28 protein-coding genes are annotated in these 26,445 nt (G+C 41.6%); 3 read left to right on the top strand and 25 right to left on the bottom strand.

Annotated features, from left to right (window positions below):
• Positions 1 to 73: 73 nt before the first annotated feature.
• The 10 genes from SULAR_RS09905 to SULAR_RS09950 form a co-directional block, all read right to left on the bottom strand.
• Complete coding sequence (locus SULAR_RS09905; RefSeq protein ID WP_008245597.1) at positions 74 to 571, bottom strand: YajQ family cyclic di-GMP-binding protein; 498 nt, start codon at positions 569 to 571, stop codon at positions 74 to 76.
• Between the two features lie 10 nt (positions 572 to 581).
• Positions 582 to 1,844, bottom strand: a complete 1,263-nt coding sequence (locus SULAR_RS09910) for a homoserine dehydrogenase (RefSeq protein WP_008245598.1) — start codon at positions 1,842 to 1,844, stop codon at positions 582 to 584.
• Positions 1,837 to 3,069: an LL-diaminopimelate aminotransferase gene (locus SULAR_RS09915; RefSeq protein WP_008245599.1), complete on the bottom strand. Its 1,233-nt coding sequence runs from the start codon at positions 3,067 to 3,069 to the stop codon at positions 1,837 to 1,839. The genes SULAR_RS09910 and SULAR_RS09915 overlap by 8 nt, the downstream gene beginning before the upstream one ends.
• Before the next feature lie 56 nt (positions 3,070 to 3,125).
• A complete protein-coding gene (locus tag SULAR_RS09920) occupies positions 3,126 to 3,722 on the bottom strand; it encodes a hypothetical protein (protein ID WP_008245600.1) in 597 nt (198 codons plus the stop codon).
• A complete protein-coding gene (gene rlmB, locus SULAR_RS09925; protein WP_008245601.1) occupies positions 3,709 to 4,395 on the bottom strand; it encodes a 23S rRNA (guanosine(2251)-2'-O)-methyltransferase RlmB in 687 nt (228 codons plus the stop codon). The genes SULAR_RS09920 and rlmB overlap by 14 nt, the downstream gene beginning before the upstream one ends.
• 68 nt (positions 4,396 to 4,463) lie before the next feature.
• On the bottom strand, positions 4,464 to 5,279 hold the full coding sequence (gene rsmI / locus SULAR_RS09930) for a 16S rRNA (cytidine(1402)-2'-O)-methyltransferase (RefSeq protein ID WP_008245602.1): 816 nt from the start codon (positions 5,277 to 5,279) through the stop codon (positions 4,464 to 4,466).
• A gap of 102 nt (positions 5,280 to 5,381) precedes the next feature.
• Positions 5,382 to 5,582, bottom strand: coding sequence for a 50S ribosomal protein L31 (gene rpmE / locus SULAR_RS09935; protein ID WP_008245603.1), 201 nt, complete (start codon positions 5,580 to 5,582; stop codon positions 5,382 to 5,384).
• A 184-nt stretch (positions 5,583 to 5,766) separates the two neighbouring features.
• A complete protein-coding gene (locus tag SULAR_RS09940; protein ID WP_008245604.1) occupies positions 5,767 to 6,513 on the bottom strand; it encodes a DUF4395 domain-containing protein in 747 nt (248 codons plus the stop codon).
• Positions 6,514 to 6,669: 156 nt separating this feature from the next.
• Positions 6,670 to 7,338 carry a 16S rRNA (uracil(1498)-N(3))-methyltransferase gene (locus tag SULAR_RS09945; RefSeq protein WP_008245605.1) on the bottom strand — a complete coding sequence of 223 codons (669 nt, stop codon included), beginning with the start codon at positions 7,336 to 7,338 and terminating at the stop codon, positions 6,670 to 6,672.
• 2 nt (positions 7,339 to 7,340) lie between these two features.
• Positions 7,341 to 7,766 carry a hypothetical protein gene (locus SULAR_RS09950; RefSeq protein WP_008245615.1) on the bottom strand — a complete coding sequence of 142 codons (426 nt, stop codon included), beginning with the start codon at positions 7,764 to 7,766 and terminating at the stop codon, positions 7,341 to 7,343.
• A gap of 87 nt (positions 7,767 to 7,853) precedes the next feature.
• Here SULAR_RS09950 and glp point away from each other — a divergent pair, with 87 nt between their 5' ends.
• Positions 7,854 to 9,071, top strand: coding sequence for a gephyrin-like molybdotransferase Glp (gene glp, locus SULAR_RS09955; RefSeq protein WP_008245628.1), 1,218 nt, complete (start codon positions 7,854 to 7,856; stop codon positions 9,069 to 9,071).
• Between the two features lie 28 nt (positions 9,072 to 9,099).
• Here the strand turns inward: glp and SULAR_RS11385 are convergent, their stop codons facing one another.
• The 8 genes from SULAR_RS11385 to mnmG form a co-directional block, all read right to left on the bottom strand.
• A complete protein-coding gene (locus tag SULAR_RS11385; RefSeq protein ID WP_008245630.1) occupies positions 9,100 to 9,660 on the bottom strand; it encodes a c-type cytochrome in 561 nt (186 codons plus the stop codon).
• A 53-nt stretch (positions 9,661 to 9,713) separates the two neighbouring features.
• The gene (locus SULAR_RS09965) at positions 9,714 to 10,295 is read right to left on the bottom strand and encodes a 6-carboxytetrahydropterin synthase (protein ID WP_008245631.1); all 582 of its coding nucleotides are present in this window, start codon (positions 10,293 to 10,295) and stop codon (positions 9,714 to 9,716) included.
• 60 nt (positions 10,296 to 10,355) lie between these two features.
• Positions 10,356 to 11,114, bottom strand: coding sequence for a 7-carboxy-7-deazaguanine synthase QueE (locus SULAR_RS09970; protein WP_008245633.1), 759 nt, complete (start codon positions 11,112 to 11,114; stop codon positions 10,356 to 10,358).
• Positions 11,114 to 12,091 carry a GTP 3',8-cyclase MoaA gene (gene moaA / locus SULAR_RS09975; protein WP_008245635.1) on the bottom strand — a complete coding sequence of 326 codons (978 nt, stop codon included), beginning with the start codon at positions 12,089 to 12,091 and terminating at the stop codon, positions 11,114 to 11,116. The genes SULAR_RS09970 and moaA overlap by 1 nt, the downstream gene beginning before the upstream one ends.
• Before the next feature lie 130 nt (positions 12,092 to 12,221).
• Positions 12,222 to 13,208, bottom strand: coding sequence for a c-type cytochrome (locus SULAR_RS09980; protein ID WP_008245637.1), 987 nt, complete (start codon positions 13,206 to 13,208; stop codon positions 12,222 to 12,224).
• Between the two features lies 1 nt (position 13,209).
• Positions 13,210 to 14,439 carry a cytochrome bc complex cytochrome b subunit gene (locus tag SULAR_RS09985; RefSeq protein ID WP_008245639.1) on the bottom strand — a complete coding sequence of 410 codons (1,230 nt, stop codon included), beginning with the start codon at positions 14,437 to 14,439 and terminating at the stop codon, positions 13,210 to 13,212.
• Between the two features lie 13 nt (positions 14,440 to 14,452).
• Positions 14,453 to 14,965 carry a Rieske 2Fe-2S domain-containing protein gene (locus SULAR_RS09990; RefSeq protein WP_008245641.1) on the bottom strand — a complete coding sequence of 171 codons (513 nt, stop codon included), beginning with the start codon at positions 14,963 to 14,965 and terminating at the stop codon, positions 14,453 to 14,455.
• A gap of 340 nt (positions 14,966 to 15,305) precedes the next feature.
• The gene (mnmG, locus tag SULAR_RS09995; RefSeq protein WP_008245643.1) at positions 15,306 to 17,180 is read right to left on the bottom strand and encodes a tRNA uridine-5-carboxymethylaminomethyl(34) synthesis enzyme MnmG; all 1,875 of its coding nucleotides are present in this window, start codon (positions 17,178 to 17,180) and stop codon (positions 15,306 to 15,308) included.
• Positions 17,181 to 17,279: 99 nt separating this feature from the next.
• Here mnmG and ribE point away from each other — a divergent pair, with 99 nt between their 5' ends.
• Positions 17,280 to 17,897, top strand: coding sequence for a riboflavin synthase (ribE, locus tag SULAR_RS10000; RefSeq protein ID WP_008245645.1), 618 nt, complete (start codon positions 17,280 to 17,282; stop codon positions 17,895 to 17,897).
• A complete protein-coding gene (locus SULAR_RS10005) occupies positions 17,897 to 18,190 on the top strand; it encodes a cupin domain-containing protein (protein WP_008245647.1) in 294 nt (97 codons plus the stop codon). The genes ribE and SULAR_RS10005 overlap by 1 nt, the downstream gene beginning before the upstream one ends.
• Here SULAR_RS10005 and SULAR_RS10010 read toward each other — a convergent pair.
• From SULAR_RS10010 to SULAR_RS10040, 7 genes are read right to left on the bottom strand one after another with little or no spacing between them, the layout of a single operon-like run.
• The gene (locus SULAR_RS10010; RefSeq protein WP_008245648.1) at positions 18,170 to 18,952 is read right to left on the bottom strand and encodes a tRNA (5-methylaminomethyl-2-thiouridine)(34)-methyltransferase MnmD; all 783 of its coding nucleotides are present in this window, start codon (positions 18,950 to 18,952) and stop codon (positions 18,170 to 18,172) included. The genes SULAR_RS10005 and SULAR_RS10010 overlap by 21 nt on opposite strands.
• A gap of 30 nt (positions 18,953 to 18,982) precedes the next feature.
• Positions 18,983 to 19,498, bottom strand: coding sequence for an S-ribosylhomocysteine lyase (gene luxS / locus SULAR_RS10015; RefSeq protein ID WP_008245649.1), 516 nt, complete (start codon positions 19,496 to 19,498; stop codon positions 18,983 to 18,985).
• Between the two features lie 47 nt (positions 19,499 to 19,545).
• Positions 19,546 to 20,178 carry an HAD family hydrolase gene (locus SULAR_RS10020; protein WP_008245651.1) on the bottom strand — a complete coding sequence of 211 codons (633 nt, stop codon included), beginning with the start codon at positions 20,176 to 20,178 and terminating at the stop codon, positions 19,546 to 19,548.
• Complete coding sequence (locus SULAR_RS10025) at positions 20,162 to 21,784, bottom strand: ABC transporter ATP-binding protein (RefSeq protein WP_008245653.1); 1,623 nt, start codon at positions 21,782 to 21,784, stop codon at positions 20,162 to 20,164. The genes SULAR_RS10020 and SULAR_RS10025 overlap by 17 nt, the downstream gene beginning before the upstream one ends.
• Positions 21,781 to 23,151: an ABC transporter permease gene (locus SULAR_RS10030; protein WP_008245654.1), complete on the bottom strand. Its 1,371-nt coding sequence runs from the start codon at positions 23,149 to 23,151 to the stop codon at positions 21,781 to 21,783. Before SULAR_RS10030 ends, SULAR_RS10025 begins: the two co-directional genes overlap by 4 nt.
• A complete protein-coding gene (locus SULAR_RS10035) occupies positions 23,148 to 24,125 on the bottom strand; it encodes an ABC transporter permease (RefSeq protein ID WP_008245657.1) in 978 nt (325 codons plus the stop codon). Before SULAR_RS10035 ends, SULAR_RS10030 begins: the two co-directional genes overlap by 4 nt.
• Positions 24,119 to 26,263 carry an ABC transporter substrate-binding protein gene (locus SULAR_RS10040; RefSeq protein WP_008245661.1) on the bottom strand — a complete coding sequence of 715 codons (2,145 nt, stop codon included), beginning with the start codon at positions 26,261 to 26,263 and terminating at the stop codon, positions 24,119 to 24,121. The genes SULAR_RS10035 and SULAR_RS10040 overlap by 7 nt, the downstream gene beginning before the upstream one ends.
• Between the last annotated feature and the right edge of the window lie 182 nt (positions 26,264 to 26,445).

Raw genomic sequence — 26,445 nt, forward strand, 5'->3', positions numbered from 1 at the left:
AAAAATGAAGAGAGAAACAATGCCTCGATCAAGCAAAGAGGCAATCATATAAAATTAACAAAACGTTAAACTATTATTTAAAATTTCCAAACACCAACGGTGCCTTAAGATCCAACTTCTTCACTTCAGCTATCACAGCCTGAAGATCATCTATCTTCTTCCCTGATACACGTACTTCATCACCCTGTATAGATGGTGTGACCTTTATTTTCATATCTTTGATTGCTTTAACGATCTTTTTGGCTTCATCTTTATCGATCGTGTCAACGATACGGTAGATCACTTTTGTGTTACCGCCGGATATACCCTCCGTTTTCACCTCTTCAAGTGACTTCCCTGCAATACCTCTTTTGATCAGTTTGGAGATAAGTATGTCTTTCAGTGCATCGATCTTGGCATCTGTGGAAGAGCTGAGACTCAAAGTCTTCCCGGCTTCATTAAGGTTTATCTCAGCGATCAATCCTTTAAAATCAAAACGTGTAGTAACCTCTTTTTGGGCCATGACGATCGCATTCTTTAGCTCCATCATGTCCAGTTTTGCTGATATATCAAAATAGTGGTCTTTGGCCATCGCAGCTCCTTTACTTCTCTATCCTCATCATAGCGATCTTACCATGTACCACATCCAATTTTTCTAAAGCGATCATGGCATCTTGCATTTTACTCTCTTTACAGGTATGTGTCGTAAATAGCAGTTTGGCTATCTCGTCATTTTTTGTAGGCTTTTGAAGCATTGCCTCTATAGAGATATCAAATTCTCCAAGTGTTGAAGTGATTGCTGCAAGCACACCGCTTTTATCATCCACTTCCAGTCTCAGGTAGTACTGGGTCACAATGTCTTCTTTAGGCAGAAGCTTAAGCCCGCTCTCTAAACCTTTTTTGTAGCCTAGCATAGGCCCCTGATTTCCACGGACGATATCAACGATGTCCGCGATCACAGCCGAAGCAGTCGCATCACCGCCTGCACCAGGTCCATAATACATCGTTTCACCTACACGGTCACCTACGACAGTGACTGCATTCATCACACCGTCCACTTTGGCGATCATAGACTCTTGCGGTATCATAGTTGCATGCACTCTAAGCTCTACCCCCTGACCCACTTTTTTGGCGATACCAAGCAGCTTGATCTCATAACCGAACTCTTTTGCAAAAGAGACATCTGTTTGCGTAATATTCTCTATACCTTCAATGAGGATATCTTCAGGTTTTGCATCCAACCCATAGGCGATACTTGCCAAAATGAGCAGTTTGTGCGAAGCATCAAACCCACCCACATCAAACGTAGGATCAGCCTCTGCATACCCAAGTTCTTGAGACTCTTTCAGGATCTCATCATACTGTGCACCTTCATTGATCATCTTGGTGAGCATATAGTTACATGTACCGTTCATGATCCCCTGAATAGACTCTATGTGGTTTGCTGAAAGCCCGTTACGCAATGCACCGATCACAGGTATACCACCAGCGGTACTTGCTTCATACATCAAAGGGATGTCACCGGCTATCTCTTGCAGTTCATAACGATGGTACGCAAGCAGTGCTTTATTCGCAGTCACAACGGCTTTACCGTTCTCAAGCGCTTTTTTAACGAGTCTGTAAGGCTCATCCACACCGCCCATCAACTCTATCACGATGTCGATCTCTGGATCATCAACCACATCATATGGATTATCACTTAGTGTAATGCTTACCCCTCTATCTTTCGAAAGATTTTTCACCACACCCGATTTTACAACGATCTTTTCTCCGGCTCTGGCTTCGATGATGTCACCGTTCTCTTCAAGTATCCTTGCAACACTTGCACCGACAGTACCTACACCTAAGATTCCTACTTTAACCATTCTTTTTCGCCTCTTCCAGTTCTTTGAGGAACTTCTTGATATTTCTCGCAGCTTGACGGATACGGTTTTCATTTTCTATCAGTGCGATACGTACATATTCATCCCCGTATTTACCAAATCCTATACCAGGACTTACAGCAACCCCTGCATGAAGAAGAAGTTGTTTTGAAAACTCTAAAGAACCCATATCTCTTGCTACTTCAGGTATCTTACCCCAGATGAACATGGATGCACTTGGTTTTGCCAATGGCCAGCCTGCATTAGTAAATGCTTCTATCATCACATCACGTCTTTTCTCATAACGAGGAATGATCTGCTCATCAGGGATATATCCATGCTCATCGAGTGCTACGGTCGCAGCCACTTGGATAGGAGTAAACATTCCATAATCCAGCCATGATTTGATACTCTGGAGTGCCCCTATAAGCTTTTTATTTCCTACGATGAAACCTACTCTCCAACCTGCCATGTTATAAGACTTTGAAAGTGTATATGACTCAACAGCCACATCTTTTGCACCCTCCACACTCATGATAGATGGTGTCGTGTATCCATCAAATGTGATATCTGCATACGCAATATCTGAAATAATATAAAAACGTTTCTTTTTCGCTAGTGCAACCAGTCTCTCGTAAAACTGTGGTGTCACTGTCGCTGTCGTTGGATTGTGTGGGAAGTTCACCACCAAGAATTTTGCCTGAGGTACTGAATTGTCCAGTGATTCTTCTACATCTGCCAAAAATCTGTCTTCATCTACCTCAAATGTGTTTTCATCAAAAATAAGCTGCATCTTCTCAACATTGGCTCCAGCCAAAATAAATGCCTGAGAGTGAATAGGATAAGTAGGGTCTGGGACAATAGCAACATCACCCGGGTTGGAAATCGCTTGTACAAGGTGTACATACCCCTCTTTACTCCCCATTGTTGCAACGATCTCTGTATCCGGATCGAGATCTGCATTATACTTACGCTTATACCACTTGCTCATTGCCAAACGGAGTTTATATATCCCTTTACTTGCACTGTACCCATGTGTTTTTGGTTTTTGAGCCGTTTCACATAGTTTATCGATGATAGGTTGTGGCGTAGAGGCATCAGGGTTCCCCATAGAGAAATCTATGATATCCACCCCTTTTCTTCTGAGGTCCATTTTAATCTCATTGATCTCTGCAAAAAGATACTTTGGCAACCGGTTTATTTTTTCAAATTGAATTTCATCAAACATGCTTTACTCACTTTACATTTTTTTTCATTTTTATCATTAGCCCCATCCAGACAGTACTAAAATTGGCTTACGGGTTCAGCCGAAACATTTCCCTCTTCCACCATGGCTTTACCACTCTCTATACGCTCTTTAGGAACAACATCTTCTACTTTTTCTTCTGTCACTGTATTTGTATCCATATTGCTGACAACTACATTGGCAATACTTAAATCTTCTATACTCATCTCTACTTTATTTTCTTCATTATCCGTGACAGTATTTTCTATCTTTTGTTCATCGATAAAGGGGATGAGCCCACTCAAATGGTTTTTATCGAACTGTGTAAAAAAATACCAAGAAGCATACGCCAAAAGAGCCAGGACAAGAAATAAAAACAATTTTGATTTCCCTTTTTTCTCTTCATCCATAGGATGCACTACAGTAAAACCTTTCTCTTCTTTTTCATTCGAGTAATAGGCCAATGCTTCTTCTTTTAACTGACTTAGATCTGCTTTATACTCTCGTTCTAGAATAGAGATGAAACCTAAGGCTTTGATCTTTTTTAGCGCATCAAAATTTGCAGCCAAAAGATTTTCAAGATTCTCTTCAGCTATCTTTGTCTTTTGACTGATACTTTTTATCGTATTTTCTTCAAGTATCTCATTTAATTGCATAACCCATCCTATGTATTAAAATCGCTGCAGCTGCACTCACATTCAATGAGTCAAATGCATGTTTCATCTCTATCGATACCCTATGATCAAGTTTAGCTATAACCTTCTTGGAAAGTCCTTTGCCTTCACTCCCCAACACAAGTACACGTTTGGTGTCAAATGTCATCTCTTGTACATTTTCTCCATCCATCGAGGCACCATAGAAAGTAAATCCAAGTTGCTGAAGTTCATTAAATGTATCTAAAATATTTGCTGAGATCATAAAGGGCATATCCAGCATAGCACCGGAACTTGTACGTGCTATGGCAGCAAAATTAAGTTGCTTAACCCCTGCCGCAATGACAGCATCCGCACCAAGTGCATAAGCAGACCTTACAATGGCCCCTATATTCCCCACATCCGTTAAACCATCCAGTACGACGATAAAATCATTTTTTTTGATCTCTGCCAGAGTACTTTGTTCAAACGCTTCCATCTCAACAAGTATTCCCTGGTGATTTCCACCCTTACTCATGGATTGGGCCCACTTCTCTTCTAAAAACTTGATACTATCATGGTATTTATGGAACAGCTCTTTAGGGAGTATCCCCTTCTTAGCAACATAGACAGTTTTTATTTTCTCCGAATGCTGCTCCAGGGCATGCAAACAGACTTGTTTTCCATATATAATCATAAAAATGATAACCCTTTTTATCCTAGTTACTAATTGAGTGATTTTACCTTTTTTTTGCTTTTACAGTGTTAATTCGTTTGAGTGAGTTCACTATACCACTCTTTGACACTTTTATCACTCAGTTGCGCAAGCAGTTTTGCTTTAGGTTTTGGGGGTAGATCCAAACTTAAAACTTCAGTAAAACTCAGGCTTTTTTCTATACTTTTTTGGGCTTTGATGATCACTACCCATTCACCGCGTATATTCAACTCTTTGAACTCTTCATTGAGTGATTTAGCTGTACCTCGATAGTATCTCTGATATTTTTTACTGATCTCTTTTGCCAGAAAAAGTTCTCTATCCTCATCGAGTATCACGATCTCATTTAAAAGTTTTTCCAGACGGTGAGGGGCTTCATACAGTACTGTGTTGTAACCATTGCTCATCGCTTCACTCAGTGCTGTACTTCTCTCTTTGCCTTTGTGCGGTAAAAATGCATAAAAAAGAAATTTTCCCTCTTCAAAACCGCTTGCTGCATACGCTGTGGTCACTGCAGATGCCCCAGGAAGAACATCATAGGGTATGTTGTTTTCTTGTGCATAGGCAACAAGGATCTGTCCGGGATCAGAGATGATCGGCATACCTGCATCACTAACATATACTACTTCTTTGTCCCCTAAAATGCTGCCAAACTCCTCAAGTCTCTCTTCTCCATTATGTTCATTAAAAGAGTAGAACGATGCATCAGGATACACCATATCAAACCGCTCTTCGAGTAGACGTAAAAGCCGTTTGGTCTGACGTGTATCTTCACATAAAAAGAGTTCCGCTTTTTCAAAAAGCTTCATCGCTCTGATCGTAATATCTTGGGGGTTTCCAATAGGTGTGGGAATAAATGTTAACATAGTAAATACTTTAATGTTGAAGAGAATAAGTGTCAGCTTAAAGAGAAAGCGGACGCAGCATGACTGCAAGCATAGAGAGCAAGACTCTCTATGTCATCAAGATTAACTTAATTTATATTTGTTCTTGAACTTCTCTACTCTACCAGCAGCATCAAGAATTTTTTCAGAACCTGTAAAGAATGGGTGACATTCGTTACAAATATCAATACTTAACGCTTCTTTATTAGTTTTTGTTTGAAACGTGTTACCACAAGCACATGTAACTTTACACTCAACATAATCTGGGTGAATTTCTTTTCTCATTTTCTAACCTTTTAGTTTATTTTGTGTGTCAGGCAACTAACCTGCTCTAGCCGATGACTCTTCCTTTTTCAGAAAAAAGGGGCATTGCAACGCTCTCAGGCGAGACAATATAGGGCGAAATTATACCCAAATAGTTTTAAAAAATTATAAAACGCCGCTCTGCCCATCAGGAGCATACAAGCCTCTACCAATCCTCAGCATCATCTCCGAAAGCAGCAGCGGCTTCTCTTTCATACGCTTCATCTTTCTCCTGCTGCAACTGTGCATCGGTCAATATCGCTTCATGCAGGAATTCACCAAAGAAGGTTTGAGGCTCTGAATTCGCTATGAAAAGATAGGTTCCCGCAACAAGTCCGATCATCGTTAAAGCAGTGATCACTTTTTGAACAGGGTTGAACATCTGTATCGGCTCTTTTGCTCGTACTTCACACACACCTCCGGGACAATGTACCGGATCTAGTTTGGTAAAAATTTTATAGAATTTACACCCTACACAGATCGAAAAAGCACTCTCCAAAAATGTAAAAAGAAGGCAAAGTACACAGATCAATACTTTGTAAAAAGAGATGTCCCAGTGTATCACAAACCACCATACCATAGGAAGGGCGATAAACCATCCCATCGTCCATGCAAAACGTTTTTGTAATGCACTCACATATTCCGGTTTTTGATTTTGTACAAAAAATTTTCCCATAAGCAAAGAGGGAGAGTAGCTAGGGTTTATGACCCTGACGGTAAAATCAAGAAATAAAAATGCCAGATAGACCCTTGCCACTATCGTGTGGTTAAAACCAATACCGACAAAAATAACGATCATTCCCAGCATACCGAGTATACCTGCACCAGCCCGTGCCTCTCGTTCATTGATCACGCCAACATCATATCCTGGGACTTTTTCACCATAATCCCATAAAAAATTTGGTAACTTCAAACCATTTCCTTTGTTTTTATATCGTCTCATCTACTCATAGGATCGAAACCCAGATGAGCGAATCTAAAAATAGAGTGATGAGTATATCCAAGAAGTATTAATCAAAACATAATATGCCAAAATGTTTCAACAAGATACTAGCCAAGTGCCAAAAATCTACAACAGCACTTTGGCCGCAACTGCACATGCCGCACTCTCACTTTTTAATACAAGCGGGGTGTCAAAACCTACAATATCACTCTTTTTGAACAGTGCGACTTCCTCTTCATGAAAGCCTCCTTCACACCCAATGACTATCGTATCGATACCTTCATTTGAAACACAATGATTCTCAGAAAAGTTCAACATCTTGCTATGAGGGTTTTTCTCTAAAAACGTCTCCAGGTCATCCGCCATTTCCAATTGCATCAATTCGGATCTTCCTGACTGCTGAGAAGAGTTCAAAAGTATTTTTTCCAGTCGTTTAAAATCGACTTTAAAACTTTTTTGAGAACGTTTACAGTAGATAAAAGTGATCTTTGCTACACCCATTTCATTCAAAGAGGGAAGGACCTTTTCTATATTTTTAGGATCGATCACACACCAGCCTATATGCAGCGTTGTTTTCGCTTTGACCTCAAGTACCTGACTCTCTTGCAATTCAAGTATCACGGAACGTTTATCCATGTAAGTGATCAAATAACGATGTAGTAGTCCATCTTCAAGTTTACGAAGATACAAGGTATCCTCTACTTTATGTCTTCGTACTTTGAAAATGTAACGATGCTCATCTCCAACCAGGGTAAGCTGAGGCTGACCTGCCTCTTTCTGATAAAGATATAACATGTTTACAGTGCTATGACACCTTTGGCTTTAAGGACCATCAGTACGATCATCACAACAACCAACAGGATCTGCACGAAAGATATTTTCAGAAATGCACCTTTGAGCAACTTGTGTGCCTCAGCATTGTCTAGATTGGCTATTTTGATCAGCTTATACTTCTTGATCTCGATATACATCAATACCGCCCAGACCACGACCATGATGATCGTCGTTACCGACCAACCCAGATCACCTGTAAACACAGCAACGATACCAGCAAATGCTATCATGGTAGCAAGCGCTTGAAAGATCATTGTATAGATAAAACTTGCTTTTCTGAATCCCAACGGATTGTTTGCTGTCATCATAGGAATCAATAATCCTCCAACCAAAAAGCCTAAAAAGACTTTCACTAAAATACTATGTGCGGCTAACATCTCTTCTACCATACGAATTTCCTGTAATTTTGATTTGTTTAAAAGTGGATTATACCCTATTTAGTTATAATCAACCTAACTTAATTTTAAAGGTTCAATATGCCGGTTTCCATCACCCAAGCACTTGATATTATTGATAAAAATACCCCTGTGGTAAACTCTGAGGTCATACCTATAGAGATGGCATTAGGACGTGTGATGAGTGAAGACTCCATCGCTACATTTGATCTCCCGCGTTTTGACAACTCTGCCATGGATGGCTATGCCGTGAAATGTGCCGATGCGAACAGTACTGTGGAGTGTACAGATGTGATCTATGCCGGAGATGACCCCCAAATGACACTTCAGCATACAAAGGCCATCAAGATCATGACGGGTGCACCTATTCCAAAAGGGTGTGAAGCGATCATCCCCATAGAGCATACCACGGTCAATGGCACACAGGTCACCCTACCAGAAGAGATCAAAAAAGATGGTCATATCAGACGTGCGGGTGAAGATATTAAGAGTGGTTCTGTCTACTTACATAAGGGAGAGAAGGTCACGTCATACAGCATCGCATTGCTTGCCAGCCAGGGAATGACCCATCTGCGTGTAACACGCAAGATCAAAGTGGCGGTATTTGGTACAGGAGATGAACTACGTCCACACTACGAAAAAATAGCTCCACACCAACTCTACAACTCCAATACCCCTATGTTCCTGGCACGTGCCAAAGAACTGGGATGTGAAGTAGAATACATAGGAAGTTCTGGTGACACGTTAGAGTCTTTGACAGCTGCTATCAGATCTGCGTTGAACGCGGATATCATTATCACATCCGGCGGTATCAGTATGGGGGACAGAGACTTTACCAAAGAAGCTTTTACAAACCTGGGTATGACACTGCACTTTGACAAAGTAGATATCAAACCGGGGAAACCAACTGCGTTTGGGACCATAGGAGAGACTGTTGTGATCAACCTGCCCGGGAACCCACTTGCATCGATGGTAAATTATGAGATGTTCGTACGTGCTGCCATACGTAAAATGTCAGGTATGAAGGCCCATTATCACCATACGATATCCACACAAATGAGAGATGACTTCACACTAAGGGCAGGTAAACATACCGTACGTCTAGGTATCTTTGACGGAGAGACATTTATGCCGTTCACAAAACAGCTTCCCGGAATGATCTCCCCCTTGGAACAGGCCAATGCCATGCTCATCACCACACCGGAGATCTCGGTGCTTGAAAAAGGCAGAATGGTGAAGATACTACCGATCAATTGGGAATTGACCGCTTCACAAAAGGAAGACTTTTTTACCTCTTAATGGCAAAAAGGGACTTGCCCTCTATAAGCTATTTGATTTGTGAAAGATACTCCGCTACTGCTTCGATCTCTTCATCAGACATCGTTGCTACTTGACCCTTCATAAGTGAACCCATACCCGCTACATTTTTGGTACCGGCTTTATACTCTTTGAGAGAAGTGATCAGTGCCTCTTTGTCTTGACCGGCTATGATCGCTGATTTACCCAGGGCTTTGGTCTTACCGTTTGCACCATGACACCCTGTACATTTTGCATAGGCTGCCGGGGCTTCAGGTGTTGCAGATGCTGTCATCGCTGCTGCTTTTTCCTCCACGACTGCCGCTGCCTCAGCTACTTTGGATGCCGCTGTTTCTTTTGCCACTTCTGCCTTTTCTGCTGCTATATCCGCCATCTCTTTTGCTTCGACTTTTGCTGCTTCCGCCACCTCAGTTATTTTGCTCTTCGCCGATTCTACAGCATTGATAGTATCTTTTTTCACTGCTTCTGCTACTTTGGTCGTATTCACTTCCGCTGCCACTTTTTGGGTCTCTTCTCCACATGCTGTAAACAACACTGCTGCTATAAGAGAAAGTAATGTACTATTCTTCATATTTCTTTCCTTCTTTCTTTCGTTCAGCTACTATTATAACCAAAAAAAAGGATCTACACTTTTTTTGGATTTTTAATGTGAATATGATTCAGCAGTTTTTCCCAAAGTGCACTGTCGCTCCATTCCTTTTGTACTTGAGGAGAGAATACGATATCTTCAAGCTTGATCGTTCCCATCAGTTCACTATGGGCATCTTCTTTGAACCCTTGTGCATATCCCGTGTCGGTCTCATGTACGATGATACTGTGAAGTTTTACTTCCCTCTCTCCATTTTGCATATCTGTACATGCCAAAACACGTTCCACCATCAGGTAGATCACACGGGAAAACTGTTCGGCCGAAGGGGAAACAGGCAGTTCCACCCATCTGTTGCTATAGGTTTTCATCGCTTCTACATACTTTGTATCATCTTTGGACCAAAGTGTGATCGCATGATCAAACGAGTCTATCAGCTCTTTGATAACCCGTTTGGTCAGTCCAAAATCATACACCATTTGTCCGGCATCAAGATAGTTTGACTCTAAAAGTACTTCAATTTTATAAGAGTGCCCATGGATATTTTCGCTGCAGCGCTGTGTGGTACAATCTCGTACAATGTGCGCATTTTCAAATTTAAAAAGTTTTCTGATCAACATCTTTCTTCCTCAAATAGGAGTATATTAATCTGATTTTAACCAAGCTAGCTAAAATTTAGGTTATACACCCTGTGTGGTATCAAAAACACGTATATGCAATCTGTCACTGTACCTAAAATTATGTCTCATACAGAATTCAAACACTGCTTTGTCATTTTTCCAAATCGTATTCCTGCTTTCACCCACAGGCATACAATAGACCGGAAGCTCAGGCAGTATCTGCCGGATGGATGCTATCTCATCCTCTGCGGACGTCTTGACCAGCTCCGCATCGATGGTGAATTTCAAAAAAGACTCTTTGGCATGATCTCGCATGGATCGAAGTGCCTGAGGGATGATACGCTTCTCTTCAGGTTCACCTGAATTGGCCAGTTTTAAAGAGAGGGCAAAGACACAGGAGCGATAGGCAGGATACGTTTCAAAATCTATCATGATCGTACCGTTGGTTTCAAAAGTGACCTCTATCCCCTCTGAAACCAGCCACTCAATGACTGCATAAAAGATTTTGTCACTATGATACATCAGGGGCTCACCCCCTGTAATGACCACATGCGGTTTATAGCCTATATGGGTGAATTCATTTTGAAGTTTGTCGATCAGTGTTTTGCTCTCATCTACTTTTATCCAGGATTTGGCATAGGCACTGTCTACAGCAAAATAGGTATCGCAGCCATAACGTACTTCACCGTTGACTTCATAACTGGCACCAAAACCGGGACAGTTCAAATTACATCCGCCTGTACGTAAAAAGTACGAAGGCACCCCGGCGTATTTACCTTCACCCTGGATCGAGAAAAACTGTTCAGTAAGGTAAAACATCAGCCACCAGTTTCATAAAAGGCACGTGAGGAGATCTCTTTCTCTTCATTAGGGTTCTCCTCACTCCAACGGTTCTCTTTGGGTTTGTCTTTGAGTACCTGGGCCAAGACATTTGCTGCACCGTGGATATCACCCTTTTTCACTGATTCTGCAATGCTCATCGCTTCATCAAAATAGAGACAGGGAATGAGATTCCCTTCAGCAGTCAAACGTATACGGTTGCAGCTTTCACAGAAATCATGCTTATGTGGGTCTATCAATCCAAACTCTGTACCATCTTCAAGCGCATAATTAAACGATGGACTGGCTCCTTCCCGTCCTAAGGCATGGATCGTATGCCTCTCTTTAACCTTCTCAAGTATCTCTCTACCATGCATACCCTTGAGTGCCTGATCCGCATGTCTGTTTTCCATATACTCTATGAAACGTACTTTGATGTTACGTGCTTTACAGTACTCCAGGATATCAAGGATCTCACCATCATTGATCCCTTTAAGGGGTACCATATTGATCTTCACTTTAAGTCCCACTTCTAAAGCTTTATCAATACCTTTAAGCACTTGGGGAAGTACATCTTTTCCTGCGATCTTCGCTGCCACATCCGCCTTCAGTGAATCAAGTGAAATATTCAGTCTTTTAAGGCCAGCATCCTTCAGTCTTTGTGCTGCTTCAGGAAGAAGATACGCATTGGTTGTTAATGCCAGATCGATATCGGGCTTATAATCAGATATCATCTTGATAAATTTATCCAGGTCTTCTCTGAGTAACGGTTCCCCACCGGTCAGACGAATCTTCGTTACCCCTCCATCAATGGCAACTTTGACAAATAAAAAAAGTTCTTCAAAGGTAAGTAAGTTCTCTTTAGGTACCCATGAAAAAGGTTTTTCCGGCATACAGTACTGACATCTGAAATTACAACGTTCTGTCACTGAGATACGTAAGTAGTTGACTGTACGGCCATGTCCATCTATAAGCATATAAAATCCAATGTATAATTTTTTAAAATTTCTTCAAATTTTTTCTTAGGGTACCTAAATGTAGATAAAAAAGGGATAATGTGTATAAAAAAAGTGAGGACAAGGAAGTTCCCTGTCCTAAGTTACTAAATTAGTGTAGATCTCTCCATTGTGATTTCTTCCACAACAACGCAAGAAGTGAGAAGAGGATAAAGAAACCGATCACGATCGGCCCGATCGCTTCTCTTTTTTCTTTACTTGGATCACCCACTTCAGTCAAGTATGCTTTGACCTTCTCATAGCCTTCATGACTTAATCCCACTCTAGGCATAGAGGTACCGGCCAATTGGCTTTGTGGATTTTCTATAAATGTCTCCATGAAGTGTTCACTTCTTGCTCTGATGATCATGGAAAGATCAGGAGGAAGTTTACCCATATAGGCTTTCACTGCGTCCTGTTCATCTATCACTTTTATCTTATAGGCAAGTGCCTCTTTTTCATGTTTAAATGCAGGTGTTTCACCCAATTGTGTCAGTTTCCCGTAACGCACGGCATGACATCTCATACATGCTTCCATATAAGCTTCTTTAGGGGTTACTTCACCTGCTTTGTTCTCAAGTATATAGGCTACCACATCTGCAATCTGCTGATCATCAGTCATCATAGACTTGATCGAACCCATAGGGTGCATCATCGTATCTGCATACTTATGATCCACGTTCGATGCCATAGCAGGATCTTTGATAAGTGCGATGAGATAATCTTTATCATAAATTGTACCTGCATGATCAAGATTTGGCGGTATTACACCACCCATGTTCATGTTTGCACCATTGTGACATCCCATACATAAACCAAAACCAGCTTCACCTGCTGCAGCATTTCCTTCAAGTTTAGCCACTTTTGCTACATCAGCCCAGAATGCTTCTTTTGCCGCCAGTTTAGAGGCATCACCTGCACGTTCTGCTTCAACGATGTCAGCTGTACCATCATAGATAAATCCATGACTCTCTGTTTTTATCTCATTTCCTTGGGCATCTACTTTCTTGTGCATTTCATGGTGTGCATAAGGCTCTACCAAATAATAGGTCAATAACGAAAAGAAGACAACAACGGCTAATATTTTCAACTCTCTCATGTTATGCTCCTTTCTCTATTTTTTTCTCAAACATAGTGATCACCACCAGGATCGGTCCAAGTGCCAGGAACGTCCATGCAGAGATCTTACCTAAAAGAGCAAATGTAGGATCTGTCGGTGGCAATTTCCCCAAAGCAGTCAGTGCGATCATATCGATCAATAATACCCAGAACCATACTTGGAAAAGTCCTCTTTTATGTGCCGGAGCCACATTTGGACTTCTATCGATAAATGGTAAGAAGAACAAGGCTGCCTGTGCAATACCAAACGCGATCAAACCGGCATCTTTTCCAAATGGACGCAGGATCTCATAAGACCACAAGAAGTACCACTCAGGATAAATATGTGCCGGTGTCTTCAATCCGTCTGCCGGATCAAAATTCACCGGGTCCATCGCGAAGTTAAAGTTATAGAACACCAAGTAGAAGAAGAGTATAAAATAGACACCCATTACAAAGACATCTTTACTCAAGAATACCGGAGAGAATGGAATAACTTTAGACTCTTTTTTCTTACCGGCTTTCCAGAGGTCAGCTGCTTCTTTAAAGTCGATCTCTGCACCTTCCTGATTGTTGACATGCGGAATTCTAAGCGTACCGAAATGCAATACGATAAGCCCTATGATCACCAATGGAAGCAACAATACATGCAACATAAAAAATCTTGTTAAGAATGCATCACCCGGGACATAATCACCACGTATCCACTCAACCAAACCATAGGCTTCAAGTGAACCGCCTGAGAAGAGGTTTGTAATAACCATACCGGCCCAGTAACTCATCTGTCCCCAAGGTAGCATATATCCTGAGAAAGCTTCTGCTGAGAATGCAACAAAGAGTCCCATACCCGAAAGCCAGATCAATTCTCTACCTTTTTTGTAGGAACCATAATAGATACCTGTGAACATATGAATGTAGATGATAAGGAATACGATCGATGCACCCACACCGTGAATATGTCTCCATAACCAACCATATCCTACTTCACTCATGATCGTATAGTTCACAGAATCAAATGCCAGATTTGTATCTGGTTTATAATACATCAGTAAGAAGATACCTGAAATCACGAGCATACCGAATGTTGCTGCCAGGACCATACCCATAGCCCAAAGAAAGTTTATGTCTTTTGGGATCCAGTATTCTGTATTGAGTACTCTTTTGAGTGTATTGATCGCTAAACGCTGATCCAACCACTCATTCAGACTGTTTGCTTTTTCAAAATGTGCCATAACTCCCCTCCCCTTATACTGTTAGACCGGCATCTAACATTTTCTGATATTCTGGACCTGTCTCACCCAGCACAAGCTTTGTGCCCTCTATTTTAAATGGAGGAATTTCAAGTGGACTTGGAGGAGGACCGAAAATTTGGTGTCCACTTGCATCAAACTCTCCACCATGACAAGCACACTTGAATTTATGCTGGTCTTTCTCATAGGCAGGAATACATCCTAAGTGTGTACAAAGACCTATAGAAACATGATATCTATCTGTACCAATCACAATATCTCTGTCATCTGCTTTCATATCTGCTGATTTTTTCAAAATAAAGATCGGCTTTCCTCTCCATTTTTCAACATTCAGTACATTTTCTTGCGCCATACTTAGATCGATCGTAGTAAATCCAGCTGCCTTGACACTCGGCAATGGGTCCCATGTGCGTTTTGCAGCATAAAGTGCACCTACACCCCCTACAGCAGCACATGCACCCAGTGCCATACCCATAAAGTCTCGACGACCTTTTTCGTTTTCTTTCATCTTTGATCCTCCATCAATTAAAACTATGTTTATATTGTATTGTACTTATGGTTAAATAAGAAGTGTAAAAGAAACATAAATTAAAAATATTATAGATTTAATTTATATTTATAATAATAAATTATTTTAATACTTTTATTATAATTAAAGTATATACATTTCTCTCGTTTCACTTACCCAAAGGTGGACTTATAGATAAAATGAGAATGGAATGAAAATCTATTTCGATGTTTGTATTTTGAATTGGAACAGGTTACACCTACAAAGAGGTGAAACCAGAAAAATGAGTTTGGAGTTGAGTGACAATGGTATAATATCCGTTTATTCGCTTACCGGTGCATCATTTTTTTTTGTTTTTCTGCGCCATTTTGATATGCACATGTATAATTTCCAAAGCCGCAGGGGTCACACCTGATATCTGTGACGCAGCGAACAGTGTAGGTGGCGTAGCAAGTTCAAGTTTTTCTACGATCTCATTGCTTAATCCTGCGATATTTCTATAGGCAAAACCTTCTGGAATTTTAATCTTAAGCATATCATCCATTTGCAGGATCTGCTGCTGCTGTTTTTCTATATAACGGCTGTATTTTGCTTCGATCAAAATCTGTTCTATCACCTCATCATCATACTTGTCAAATTCCGGTAGAAGCGTAATTAATTTTTCTCTGTTGAATTCACCACGCCCTATGACATCCATCATATAGGTTTTGTCATTGATCTTCATCGCCCCTATAGACTCGAGTTTGGCTAAGAACTCTTTGGTAGGCGTGGCATGATGGACTCTCAAGTAATCCAATGCCTCTTCAATATCGGCTTTTTTCTTTTCAAAGCGTTTGATATACGCATCATCCAAAAGACCCAGCTCTTTTCCGTAATGGGAAAGTCTCATATCTGCATTGTCTTCCCGTAAAAGAAGTCTGTACTCTGCACGACTGGTGAACATACGGTATGGTTCTTTGGTCCCCTTGGTCACCAGGTCATCTATCAGTACCCCGATATAGGCTTCATCACGTCTAAGAATAAAAGGTTCTTTCCCTTGTATGCTCAATGCAGCATTGATCCCTGCCATCAGCCCCTGTGCTGCTGCTTCTTCATACCCTGTCGTACCATTGATCTGACCTGCGGTATAGAGTCCTTTGATCTTCTTTGTCTCAAGCGTATGTTTTAGCTCTGTCGGCTGTATATAATCATACTCTATAGCATAACCGTAGCGGACGATCTTCGCATTTTCCATCCCTGCCACCGAGCGTACCATCTCAAGCTGTACATCCGTCGGTAAAGAGGTACTCATACCGTTGATATAATACTCGGTTTCATCGATCGTCTGAGGCTCTACAAAGATCTGGTGTCTAGGTCTGTCCCTGAATCGATTGATCTTATCTTCGATGCTTGGACAGTAGCGCGGTCCCACCCCTTCTATCTGTCCTGAGAACATCGGTGCTCTATAGAAATTACTCTCAATGATCTCATGGGTATCTTCATTGGTGTAGGTCACATAACATGGCAGTTGCTTGGGATTAAATGTCTTTTTATCCGTTCTGAAGGAAAAAGGCGGCGGTGGGGTGTCTCCCGGTTGTATCTCCATACCCGATGTGTCCACGGTCTTCGCATCGATACGCGCACAGGTTCCTGTTTTAAGACGTCCGATATTCAACCCCAGTCCACGCAGATACTCTGCCAGCTCTACAGAGGCAAATTCACCCTGTCGTCCTGCTGTTTGTGTTTTTTCACCTATATGGATAAGCCCGTTAAGGAATGTACCTGCCGTGATGATGACCTTAGGTGCCCTGTAAGTATTGTCCAACTGTGTCGTGACACCTTTGACCTCACCCTCTTCTATGATCAGACCTTCTGCGATCTCCTGTTTAACATCAAGATTCTCCGTATTGAGTACAACATTACGCATATAGATACGATACTCATCCATATCTATCTGTGCACGACTCCCTCTTACTGCCGGACCTTTGGAAGCATTGAGCGTACGGAACTGTATCCCCGTTTTATCTGTACACAGACCCATCTCACCACCAAGTGCATCGACTTCACGGACCAGGTGACCTTTGGCCAATCCGCCTATGGCCGGATTACAGGAAGATGCACCGATCTGTTCTGCTAATATTGTGATCATCAATGTTTTACTTCCCATACGTGCAGAGGCCAAAGAAGCCTCTATCCCCGCATGTCCGCCACCGATGACTATGACATCATAATTCATAAAAAAAACCTTACCTCCTGTTCACAAACCGAGGCTTGGAACAAGAAAAAATATATATTTTGCTATAATAATCGAATTATATCTAAAAAAAGAGAGTCTATGTTTACAGGTCTGATACGTGAAATCGCCACAGTAAAAAGCTACCAAAATAATATATTAACGATACAGTCTAAACATCCCGCAAAACTTGGTGATTCTATTGCTATCAATGGTGTCTGCTTAACGGTTATCAACCTGCACAGTGACGGTTTTGAACTTGAACTGGCAGATGAAACACGTTCCATCATCGATGAGAGTAAGCTCTCCGGTGCTGTGCATATGGAACCTGCGATGATGATGCATGACCGTTTTGAAGGGCACATTGTACAGGGGCATGTCGATTGTGTCGGTACGGTTTCACAGATCACGCCTAGAGAGAATGCCACGGACTTCATCATCACTGTGGATCCAAAATACATCGCTCATATCATACCTAAAGGCTCTATCACCATAGACGGTATCTCTTTGACCGTCAATGATGTAGGTGCAGATTATTTCAGACTCACCATCATCCCACACACACTCAAAGAGACCCTGATGAAAAATTATAAAGTGGGAACCAAACTGAATATAGAGACCGATATGTTTGCACGATACATCGACCATATCCTGGCACACAGAAATTCGAAAAAAAGTATGAGCTGGGAAGAGATTGACAGCTTGCAGATGACATACTAATGAATATTTATGACACTGTCACACCTCAAAGCGGTGAAACCTTTACCCCGCTTCTTGAACATAAAAATATCAAAATAAACCGTATCGTCAGCTCAGATGATTTAGTCGAAACAGAATATCTACAGGAAGAGGATGAATGGCTGGTCTTGCTCGAAGGTGAAGCAACACTGCTTTTAAATGAGGCAGAGCAAACACTGAAAAGAGGAGATACACTCTTCATCCCCGCAAACACACCCCATCGTGTGCTGTATACACAAAATGGTACACTCTGGCTAACGGTCCATATCTTTTAGATACGCTTCATCTTTCATACTGCGTGCCTGGGGATTACGCAGTTTTTTCAGTTCCATATCGATATATTCCAATCCATCTAACATCTTCAAAGAAGCGATCGTCGAAAAACGCATCATTTCAGCCCGGTGTACAAAAATAAAAAAATCATTTTCATACAGTCCCAAACGTACAGCTGCTGCTGTTGAGTAGGTGGTAAGCAGTGCATCCTCTTTGCAAAGTGCTCTTATATCTGCAAAGTGTTCTTTTGTCCAAAGCAGTGGATTGTGTGCGGGGCTGAAGGCATCTTGATAAATGATGTCTATTTTGTCTTCGATCTTTGGAATACTCTCTCTTGCATCACCCAGTAGTATCTCTATTTTGAACTGTTCATCTTCATAGTAAAAATCAGCACTGATCGCTTTTATGATCTCTCTGATACTCTCGAACTCGTCAGGGAAATCAAAAGTGTCCAAAGAGCGGACAAGCCCTTCATCAAACTCTGGAGAAAGTATGTGGACTTTTGTCTTTAAGCCCTGTGTTTTGATGTAATAGAGTGTGGCAAAGGTGTTATACCCCAGACCAAAACAGATATCCAAAATCGTCAGTTCACTCTTGTTTTGGCTGAAAGTCAATGCGGGTTTTACATGTTTCTCTAAAGACTCATGCAGTGCACCGTCTTTGGTAGAGTGGTAGGGTTCGTCAAATTCAACAGAAAAAAGCGTATGGGTACCATCTTCACACAGTACCAGCTTTTTATCTTCTCTTAACGATTTATTATACATCAAGCATATCTGCAGGTATCAGGCTGAACACTATTTGTTTGCCTCTTTGATCTGTTTTTTTGTCATTTTCAGTTTTCTATTGTCCATCACGCCTACACCTCTGTCCAATACCGTGTGTGCAATCGCTTGTGCTTCATCTAATGAATGCATTTTGTATGTGCCACACTGATACTTATTCAATTCCGGGATATCTTTTTTGCTTTCAACGCCAAGTACATCTTTCATCGACTTCTTCCACGCTTTGGCTACCTTTTTGGCTTTTGGTGATCCGAGCACTGACATGTAGAATCCTGTACGGCATCCCATAGGAGAGACATCTATGATCTCCACATCCTTACTGTTCAAATTGTCTCGCATAAAACCTGCAAACAGATGTTCTAATGTATGGATACCTTTTTCCGGCAATGCTTCCTGATTGGGTACACAAAAACGCAGGTCGTAGACTGTAATATCATCTCCGCTTGGGCTACTCATCTTTTTAGCCACACGTACCGCAGGTGCGATCATCTTCGTATGGTCTACAGTAAAACTGTCTAATAATGGCATAAAATTTCCTTCAAACTATTTTTTTGATTATAGCGTTTTAATTTGTATTATAATTGAGTAATGAACTTCACAGCCTCAAGTGCACTCTTAGAGACATTATCCGTATGCTCCAGTAGTAAGGTTTCATCTGCATATCCGCATGTGACTGCCACACTATTGATCTTTGCCGCATTGGCTGCCAATATATCCATCGGTGTGTCACCTATCATCCAATAGATATTTCTTTCACTCTGCAATTTGGACAACGCTTTAAAGATAGGTTCGGGATGCGGTTTGGGATTTTCCACATCCTCTCTGCCTACCAATACATCAAAATAGGTCATCAACCCCATATGTTCCAAAAGCTCTATGGAGTATTTGGCCGTTTTGGTCGTCACAACCCCAAGCCTGGCATGCTGACTTGCTAGTTCCACCGCTTCTCTTGCTTCAGGAAGCAATACGGTCTTCGCACATGAGATCTTTCTATAGTGCCTCTTATAGGCCTGCACATGTGCATCCACATAAGATGCTTCAACGCCCAATGTTGCAAACATCACATCCAAAGGATGTCCTATCTCTGCTTTAATACGTTCCTCATCCGGTACTGCTGTACCAAATGTTTTAAATGCAACATCAAAACTCTCTAGTATCGCTTCTGTTGAATCAATCAGTGTTCCGTCTAAATCAAATAGTATTATCATCTTCTCTTTCTTTATGCATTAATTTTGGTGCTGAAGCAAGTAATTTTTGTGTGTAAGGATGCTGAGGATCTTCCATCACATCTTTCACTAACCCTTGTTCGACTATTTTACCCTCTTTCATCACAGCCACCTCATCGGCTATCATAGGGATAATAGAGAGATCATGTGTGATAAACAGATACGAGACCCCTGATTCTTTTTGCAATCGGCTCAGTAAATCCAGAACCTGTGTCCGTACAGTGACATCCAGTGCTGAAGTAGGTTCATCACAAATGATCAGTTCAGGTTCTACTGCCAATGCTCTTGCGATACCTATGCGTTGACGTTGTCCTCCTGAAAACTCATGCGGATAACGATGCATGTGGGCAGCTTCCAAATCCACTTTTAAAAGAAGTGCCGCAATATACTTATCTTGTTCTCTTCTACTTTTTGGTCCCACATCCAAACTTATCATACCTTCTCTGATGATATTGGCTATGGTCATCCGGGGGTTCAGTGCAGAAAAAGGATCTTGAAACACCACTTGTATCTTACGTCTGTATGGACTTAAAGCTTTTTTATCCAACCCAACCAGATTTTGGTTCTCAAAACGCACTTCTCCATCTGTCTCATCCAGTAGTGAGAGTATTGCTTTACCGATGGTACTTTTACCGCTTCCGGATTCTCCCACCAGTGCCAGGGTCCTTCCCTTTGCAATAGAAAATGTGACATCATCTACTGCCTTGACAACCCCTGTTGTTCTTTGGAAAAAACCTTTTTTGATGGGAAAATGTACTTTTAGCCCTTCTACCTCAATTAAGGGTTCATAACCTTTTTCTACTTTGGTGTAGGCTTTTGTAGTCCTGGCATCTGCCAACAAGCGCTGCGTATAAGCATGTTGTGGATACGTAAAAAAATCTTTACACGCTGCTTGCTCGACTATCTCTCCTTTTTTCATGACTGCAACCCTGTCAGCCATTTCTGAGACGACGGCCATATCATGCGTGATGAACAAAATAGAGAGATCTCTTTGCTTACATATCTTTTTGAGTAACCCGAGTACTTGTGCCTGTATCGTAACATCCAATGCTGTTGTAGGCTCATCAGCAATAAGCAGGTCAGGTTCACAGGCCAGTGCTATGGCTATCATCACTCTTTGTTTTTGTCCACCAGAGAGTTGATGCGGATACCAGTGGTAACGTTCTTCAGGATCTTTCAATGCCACTTCCCTAAATAGGGAGAGTACCTTCTCTTTGATCTGCTCTTTTTTGAGCCCCAAATGCACCTTGAGTACTTCTGCAACTTGCGAACCTACTGTCATAACCGGGTTCAAGGCGGACATAGGTTCCTGAAAGATCATCGCTATTGATTTACCTCGTACTTTTTGCATCTGTGCTTCTGGCAGGGTAAACAATGCACTATCTTTTAAATAGATCTCTCCTGAACGCACAGCTATGACCTCAGGCAGCAGTCGCATGATAGCCAATGAGGTTAAAGACTTACCGGATCCGGACTCGCCCACTAAAGCAAAGATCTCTCCGTGTTGAATCTCAAAACTGATACGATCCAACAAGATGTCACTCCCCACACTCAACGACAGATCTTTAATGGTTAAGATACTGCTCATACTTTATTCCTAGGGTCCAGTACCGTTTGAATACGGTCAGAAAATAGATTGGCTGCCAAAACCAAAATAAACATGAATACAAATGCCGAAAAGAGTGACCACCACACCATAGGTTCTCTCGCCATCTCAAGTCGCGCCTGATTGATCATGTTTCCCCATGAGTGCATCGTTGGATCGACCCCTACACCCACATATGACAGTACCGCTTCAGCCAGTACCAGGCCAGAGAAGTCCAACACCACAGAGATAAGAATAATATGCATGAGATTAGGCACTATATGACGACGGATAATCGTAAGCTTGCTCACGCCAAATGCTTTGGCTGCGGTGACAAACTCCATTTGGGAAATCTTAAGCGTCTCAGCCCTAAGCAGTCTACATAAACCTGTCCATGAAGTGATCCCAAGGATCAAAATAAGAAAGAGCAAACGCAGATCAGAACGTTCAAGAGTGGTTTCAAACCATGTGGGATGGTTGCTCATCATCACCTGCATAGAGAGTACCCCTGCTGCGATCAGCAGTACACCCGGGATCGAAGAGAGTGTTGTATAGATATACTGGATCACATCATCTACCCAACCGCCAAACAATCCTGCACTTACACCCAGGATCACAGCTACAGGTAACATGATCAGTGTGGTAAGTATTCCGATGAGGACCCCGGTACGAATGCTCTTGAAACTTTGATAAAGCACATCGTTGCCTACTTTATCTGTACCCAATACATGATAAGAGTAGCTCAGCATATAAAGCCAGGTAAATGCCATCACCAATACGATGAATGTCACATAAGCCGTACGCCACGGCAAATCACTCTCTCCTTGCCACATCTCTTTCCATGCAAGCATAAATCTTGATCGCTCTCTCCACCAGAGATGCAATACGACCAGTGACAGACTCACTATCAACCCCACACCCAATGCGAACAAAGACTCTTGTAGAACGTTATCTTTTGTGGAAACATGTTTTAACGGCAGGTGTACCTGTTTGGTCATACCATTTTCATCTACCATGATGGAACTTGTATACTCCACCGTGGCAAAAGGTGCAGAGTAGGTACGCTCTGTATTTTGAATGTTATGTTCAAAGATCAGATCCAGAAGGGAGACCATCTCAGATCCATACACGACCTCCTGACTTTTTTGTCCTTCAAGAGGCAGTGCCAAACGCAAATGTACAGAGTCAAGCAACGTGAACAATAGATAGAACAAAAGTACCGTCGAAGAGGCCATCGCGATACTGGATCTAAAGATCGCATGCCACTGTGCTTTAATTTGAGGAGAACGCGAGATCACCCATGACCCCAGAAAAAGTACTATCATCAATGACCATACCAAGATGTCTGTCCAAAGTAATACCAATTTCATGAGAGCTTCACCCGCGGATCAAAAAGTGTATAGGAGATGTCTGTCAAGATCAATCCCAGGATATAAAGGACCGAACCTAAAAAGACCATCGCTTTAACGATAGCAAAATCTTGCGAATTGATCGCATCGATCGTGTATGAACCAAGTCCGGGAATACCAAAAAAGGATTCCATAATAAGACTTCCCATAAAGAGTGAAGGAATGATCACCACCACCCCTGTCAAAATAGGAAGCATACCGTTACGAAGCACATGTCCGAACAATACTTTGATTTCAGAGAGTCCTTTGGCCCTTGCGGTACGTACATAATCCTGGTTGATCTGCTCTAAAAAGATACTCCTGTACCAACGTACACCTGACCCTATACCCGAAAACACCCCTATCATCACAGGCAAGAGAATGAACTTTATACCATCCCATCCACTCTCATAGCCCGATATAGGTACCCAGTGCCATATTTTGGAAAATAGGACCTGCCCTGCAATGATATAAAAGAGACCGGAGACCGACATGATCATCACGGCAATGATCATCATACTCGTATCTAACATGGAACCTCTAAAAAGTACCAAAAGCAATGCCAGACTGATGTTGGTGATCAGTGCGATCACAAATGTAGGTAAAGCAATGGAGAGACTGGGCATCATCCGCTCTTTAATATCCGATCCTATATCACGGTTGCTGTCCGAAAAACCAAAATCAAAGGAGAAAAGTTTGAGTGACTCTTGTACAAAAAGGGTATCTGACATCTGTGACAGGCCTTCTGCTTTGGTATTGACAAAAAGAGGTTTATCATAGCCTCTCTGCTCTTTCCATGACTGTATAAGTTCAGGTGTGACCTGTTTCGCACCTAACTGTACCCTTGCCATGTCATCGGGACTATTGACCATAAAGAACAACATAAAGGTAATAAGGTTGACCCCTATCAGTATGGGTATCGCATAGAGTATACGTCTAATGATATAGGCTAACATCTACCCTCCTCTTGAAAGATCACCCTGTTTTGTCTGTTTCTGTAAATACGACGAAGTGAAAATGCCATGATCACCAGAAACAATACCATGATGAACAGTGGCATCACTGCAGGCTGATTCCATTTTTTTTGTTTTTCTACCCGCAAAGCAGCATCGATACGTTTATACTTCAGTGTATTGTTTGCCATGGCATTGGGAATTACATTACGGTACCATGCATGAGACAAGGCCAAAGACTTAGGATGAATACCCCACACCCAAGGTGCATCCTCTCTTGATATGTTTATCATTTGACGTATAATTTCCATTCTCTCAGGTGTATTCTTCATCGTTTTCATTTTTTCAAAGAGTGTGTCAAACACCGGGTTTTTATAATTTGAGGAGTTGATCCCCACACCATTGGTATCAATAGAGGCATTTCCTCCATAGAGCAAAAAGAGGAAGTTTTCCGGATCCGGATAATCTGCATTCCAGCCCCATGAAAATAGTTGTGTTTTTCCTTTACGTACTTTATCTTGAAAGCGATTATAGTCAGTCGCACGTATCACAAGCTGTATCCCCAAACTATCAAACTGTTTACGATACCAGTCCATCAAAGCTCTGTCATCAGGACCCGTAGCAGTCGTATCATAGTGAAGTTTCAAAGGCTTTCCTGTTTTTTTTGAAACACCATTTGGGTATCCTGCTTCCGCCAAGAGCTGCTTGGCAAACGCCAATGACTTGCGTACTCTCTTGCCGTCAACCCAATCATAGACCACACTATTTGTACCTTCTTCCCCCTCTTCATAGCCAAAAATACCAGGGGGGATCACACCTTGTGCTGCTATCCCTCTTTCATTCATAAAGATAGAGATATACTCTTCCTGATCAATGGCAATACTAATAGCTTGTCTTAATTTTCTAGCTGACTCTGTATATCCGCCAACAATAGGATCTACCATATTAAAGGCCATATAGTAAATGGAAGGCTGCACAGATCCGATCAAAGATATACCTTTTTTCTGCATCTCTTCACTTAGCCCCATACTGCCCGATGAAGAGATCTGTACCGCTTGGTCAAACGCTTCTGAACTGATGCCTGAAGCATCATAATACCCCTGTAAAAACTTGTTCCATAAAGGTATACTCTCTTTTTCCAGTGCATAAATGATTTCATCTATAAAAGGTAATTTATTCCCTGTATCCTCATGATCTGAACCGGGATAGACCTCATCATGAAAATTTGGGTTTTTCACCAGACGCATCTGTTTATTTGGATTGTTCTCTGCCAGATAATAGGCTCCTGTACCCACAGGATACCAATTGAGCGTCAGATTTTTAGCCACTAAACCCTGTTGCTGGTAAAAGATATCTGCCTCCCAGGGGATCGGTGCAAAGAAATTCATCGTAAGCCAATAGAGAAACTGCGGGTATTTTCCATGTATCTCTATGACCAGTGTGTAATCATCTACAACCTTTACACCTGCAATATCATACGCACGCAGATCAAGTACTTCCCTCTTTGCTTTCTTCTTTTTTACTATCTTTGTAATGGCACTCGAATATGACTTTAACCCCACAATATAGGTTTGCATAGTGTCCAGAACGGGAGAATGGTTCTGCCTTACCCCCATACGCTTTATGGCATAGGCATAATCTGCTGCCAGTAAATGACGTGTACCCTTCTTTGGAAAATCATCCAATGTCTCTATCTTTTCAAGATCTTCTTGGCTCAATGCTGCATAAAGAAGGTCCCCTTTTTCATCTTTCGCAAATGCAGGATGGTTTTGATACATAACATCTTTTCTCAAGTCCAGACGGTATTCAGTGAATGCCACACTCTTATCATTTTCATCTACTTCTTCTCTCTCTTTGTTCAAATACCGTATTGTTGGCATTTCCATGAGTGTCAGTGGTTCAAGCATATAAGGTCTTTGAAGATAATTATACTGTAACGGAGGTTCATAGATTTGACCGATGAATGCCCACTCATTAGCATTATAGGAGACAACCGGGTCCAATCTCTTAGGAGGGAGCGAAAAAGAGCTAAAAAGCGTATTGGAGGCACTCTTTTTCTTACTGTGAGGATTATTCCAAACATCTGCCTGGAGCAATGATACTATCATCAATAAAAAGATCTGTATCCTAACCATCTGCATCTATTTGTATCTTCCCTTATCGTGAACTGCTTCTAAATTATATCAGAGCTAAAATAGTAGCATACTTTAGTCATTTTAGGCTAATTCGTACTTATGGAGACTCAATATGATCAATAATATTGATTTATGTAGCATCTGTTTTTGGTGTATAAACTATAGGTATTCTACGTCAGAAATAAGTT

It is taken from the genome of Sulfurovum sp. AR, from assembly GCF_000296775.1.
Taxonomy (GTDB): domain Bacteria; phylum Campylobacterota; class Campylobacteria; order Campylobacterales; family Sulfurovaceae; genus Sulfurovum; species Sulfurovum xiamenensis.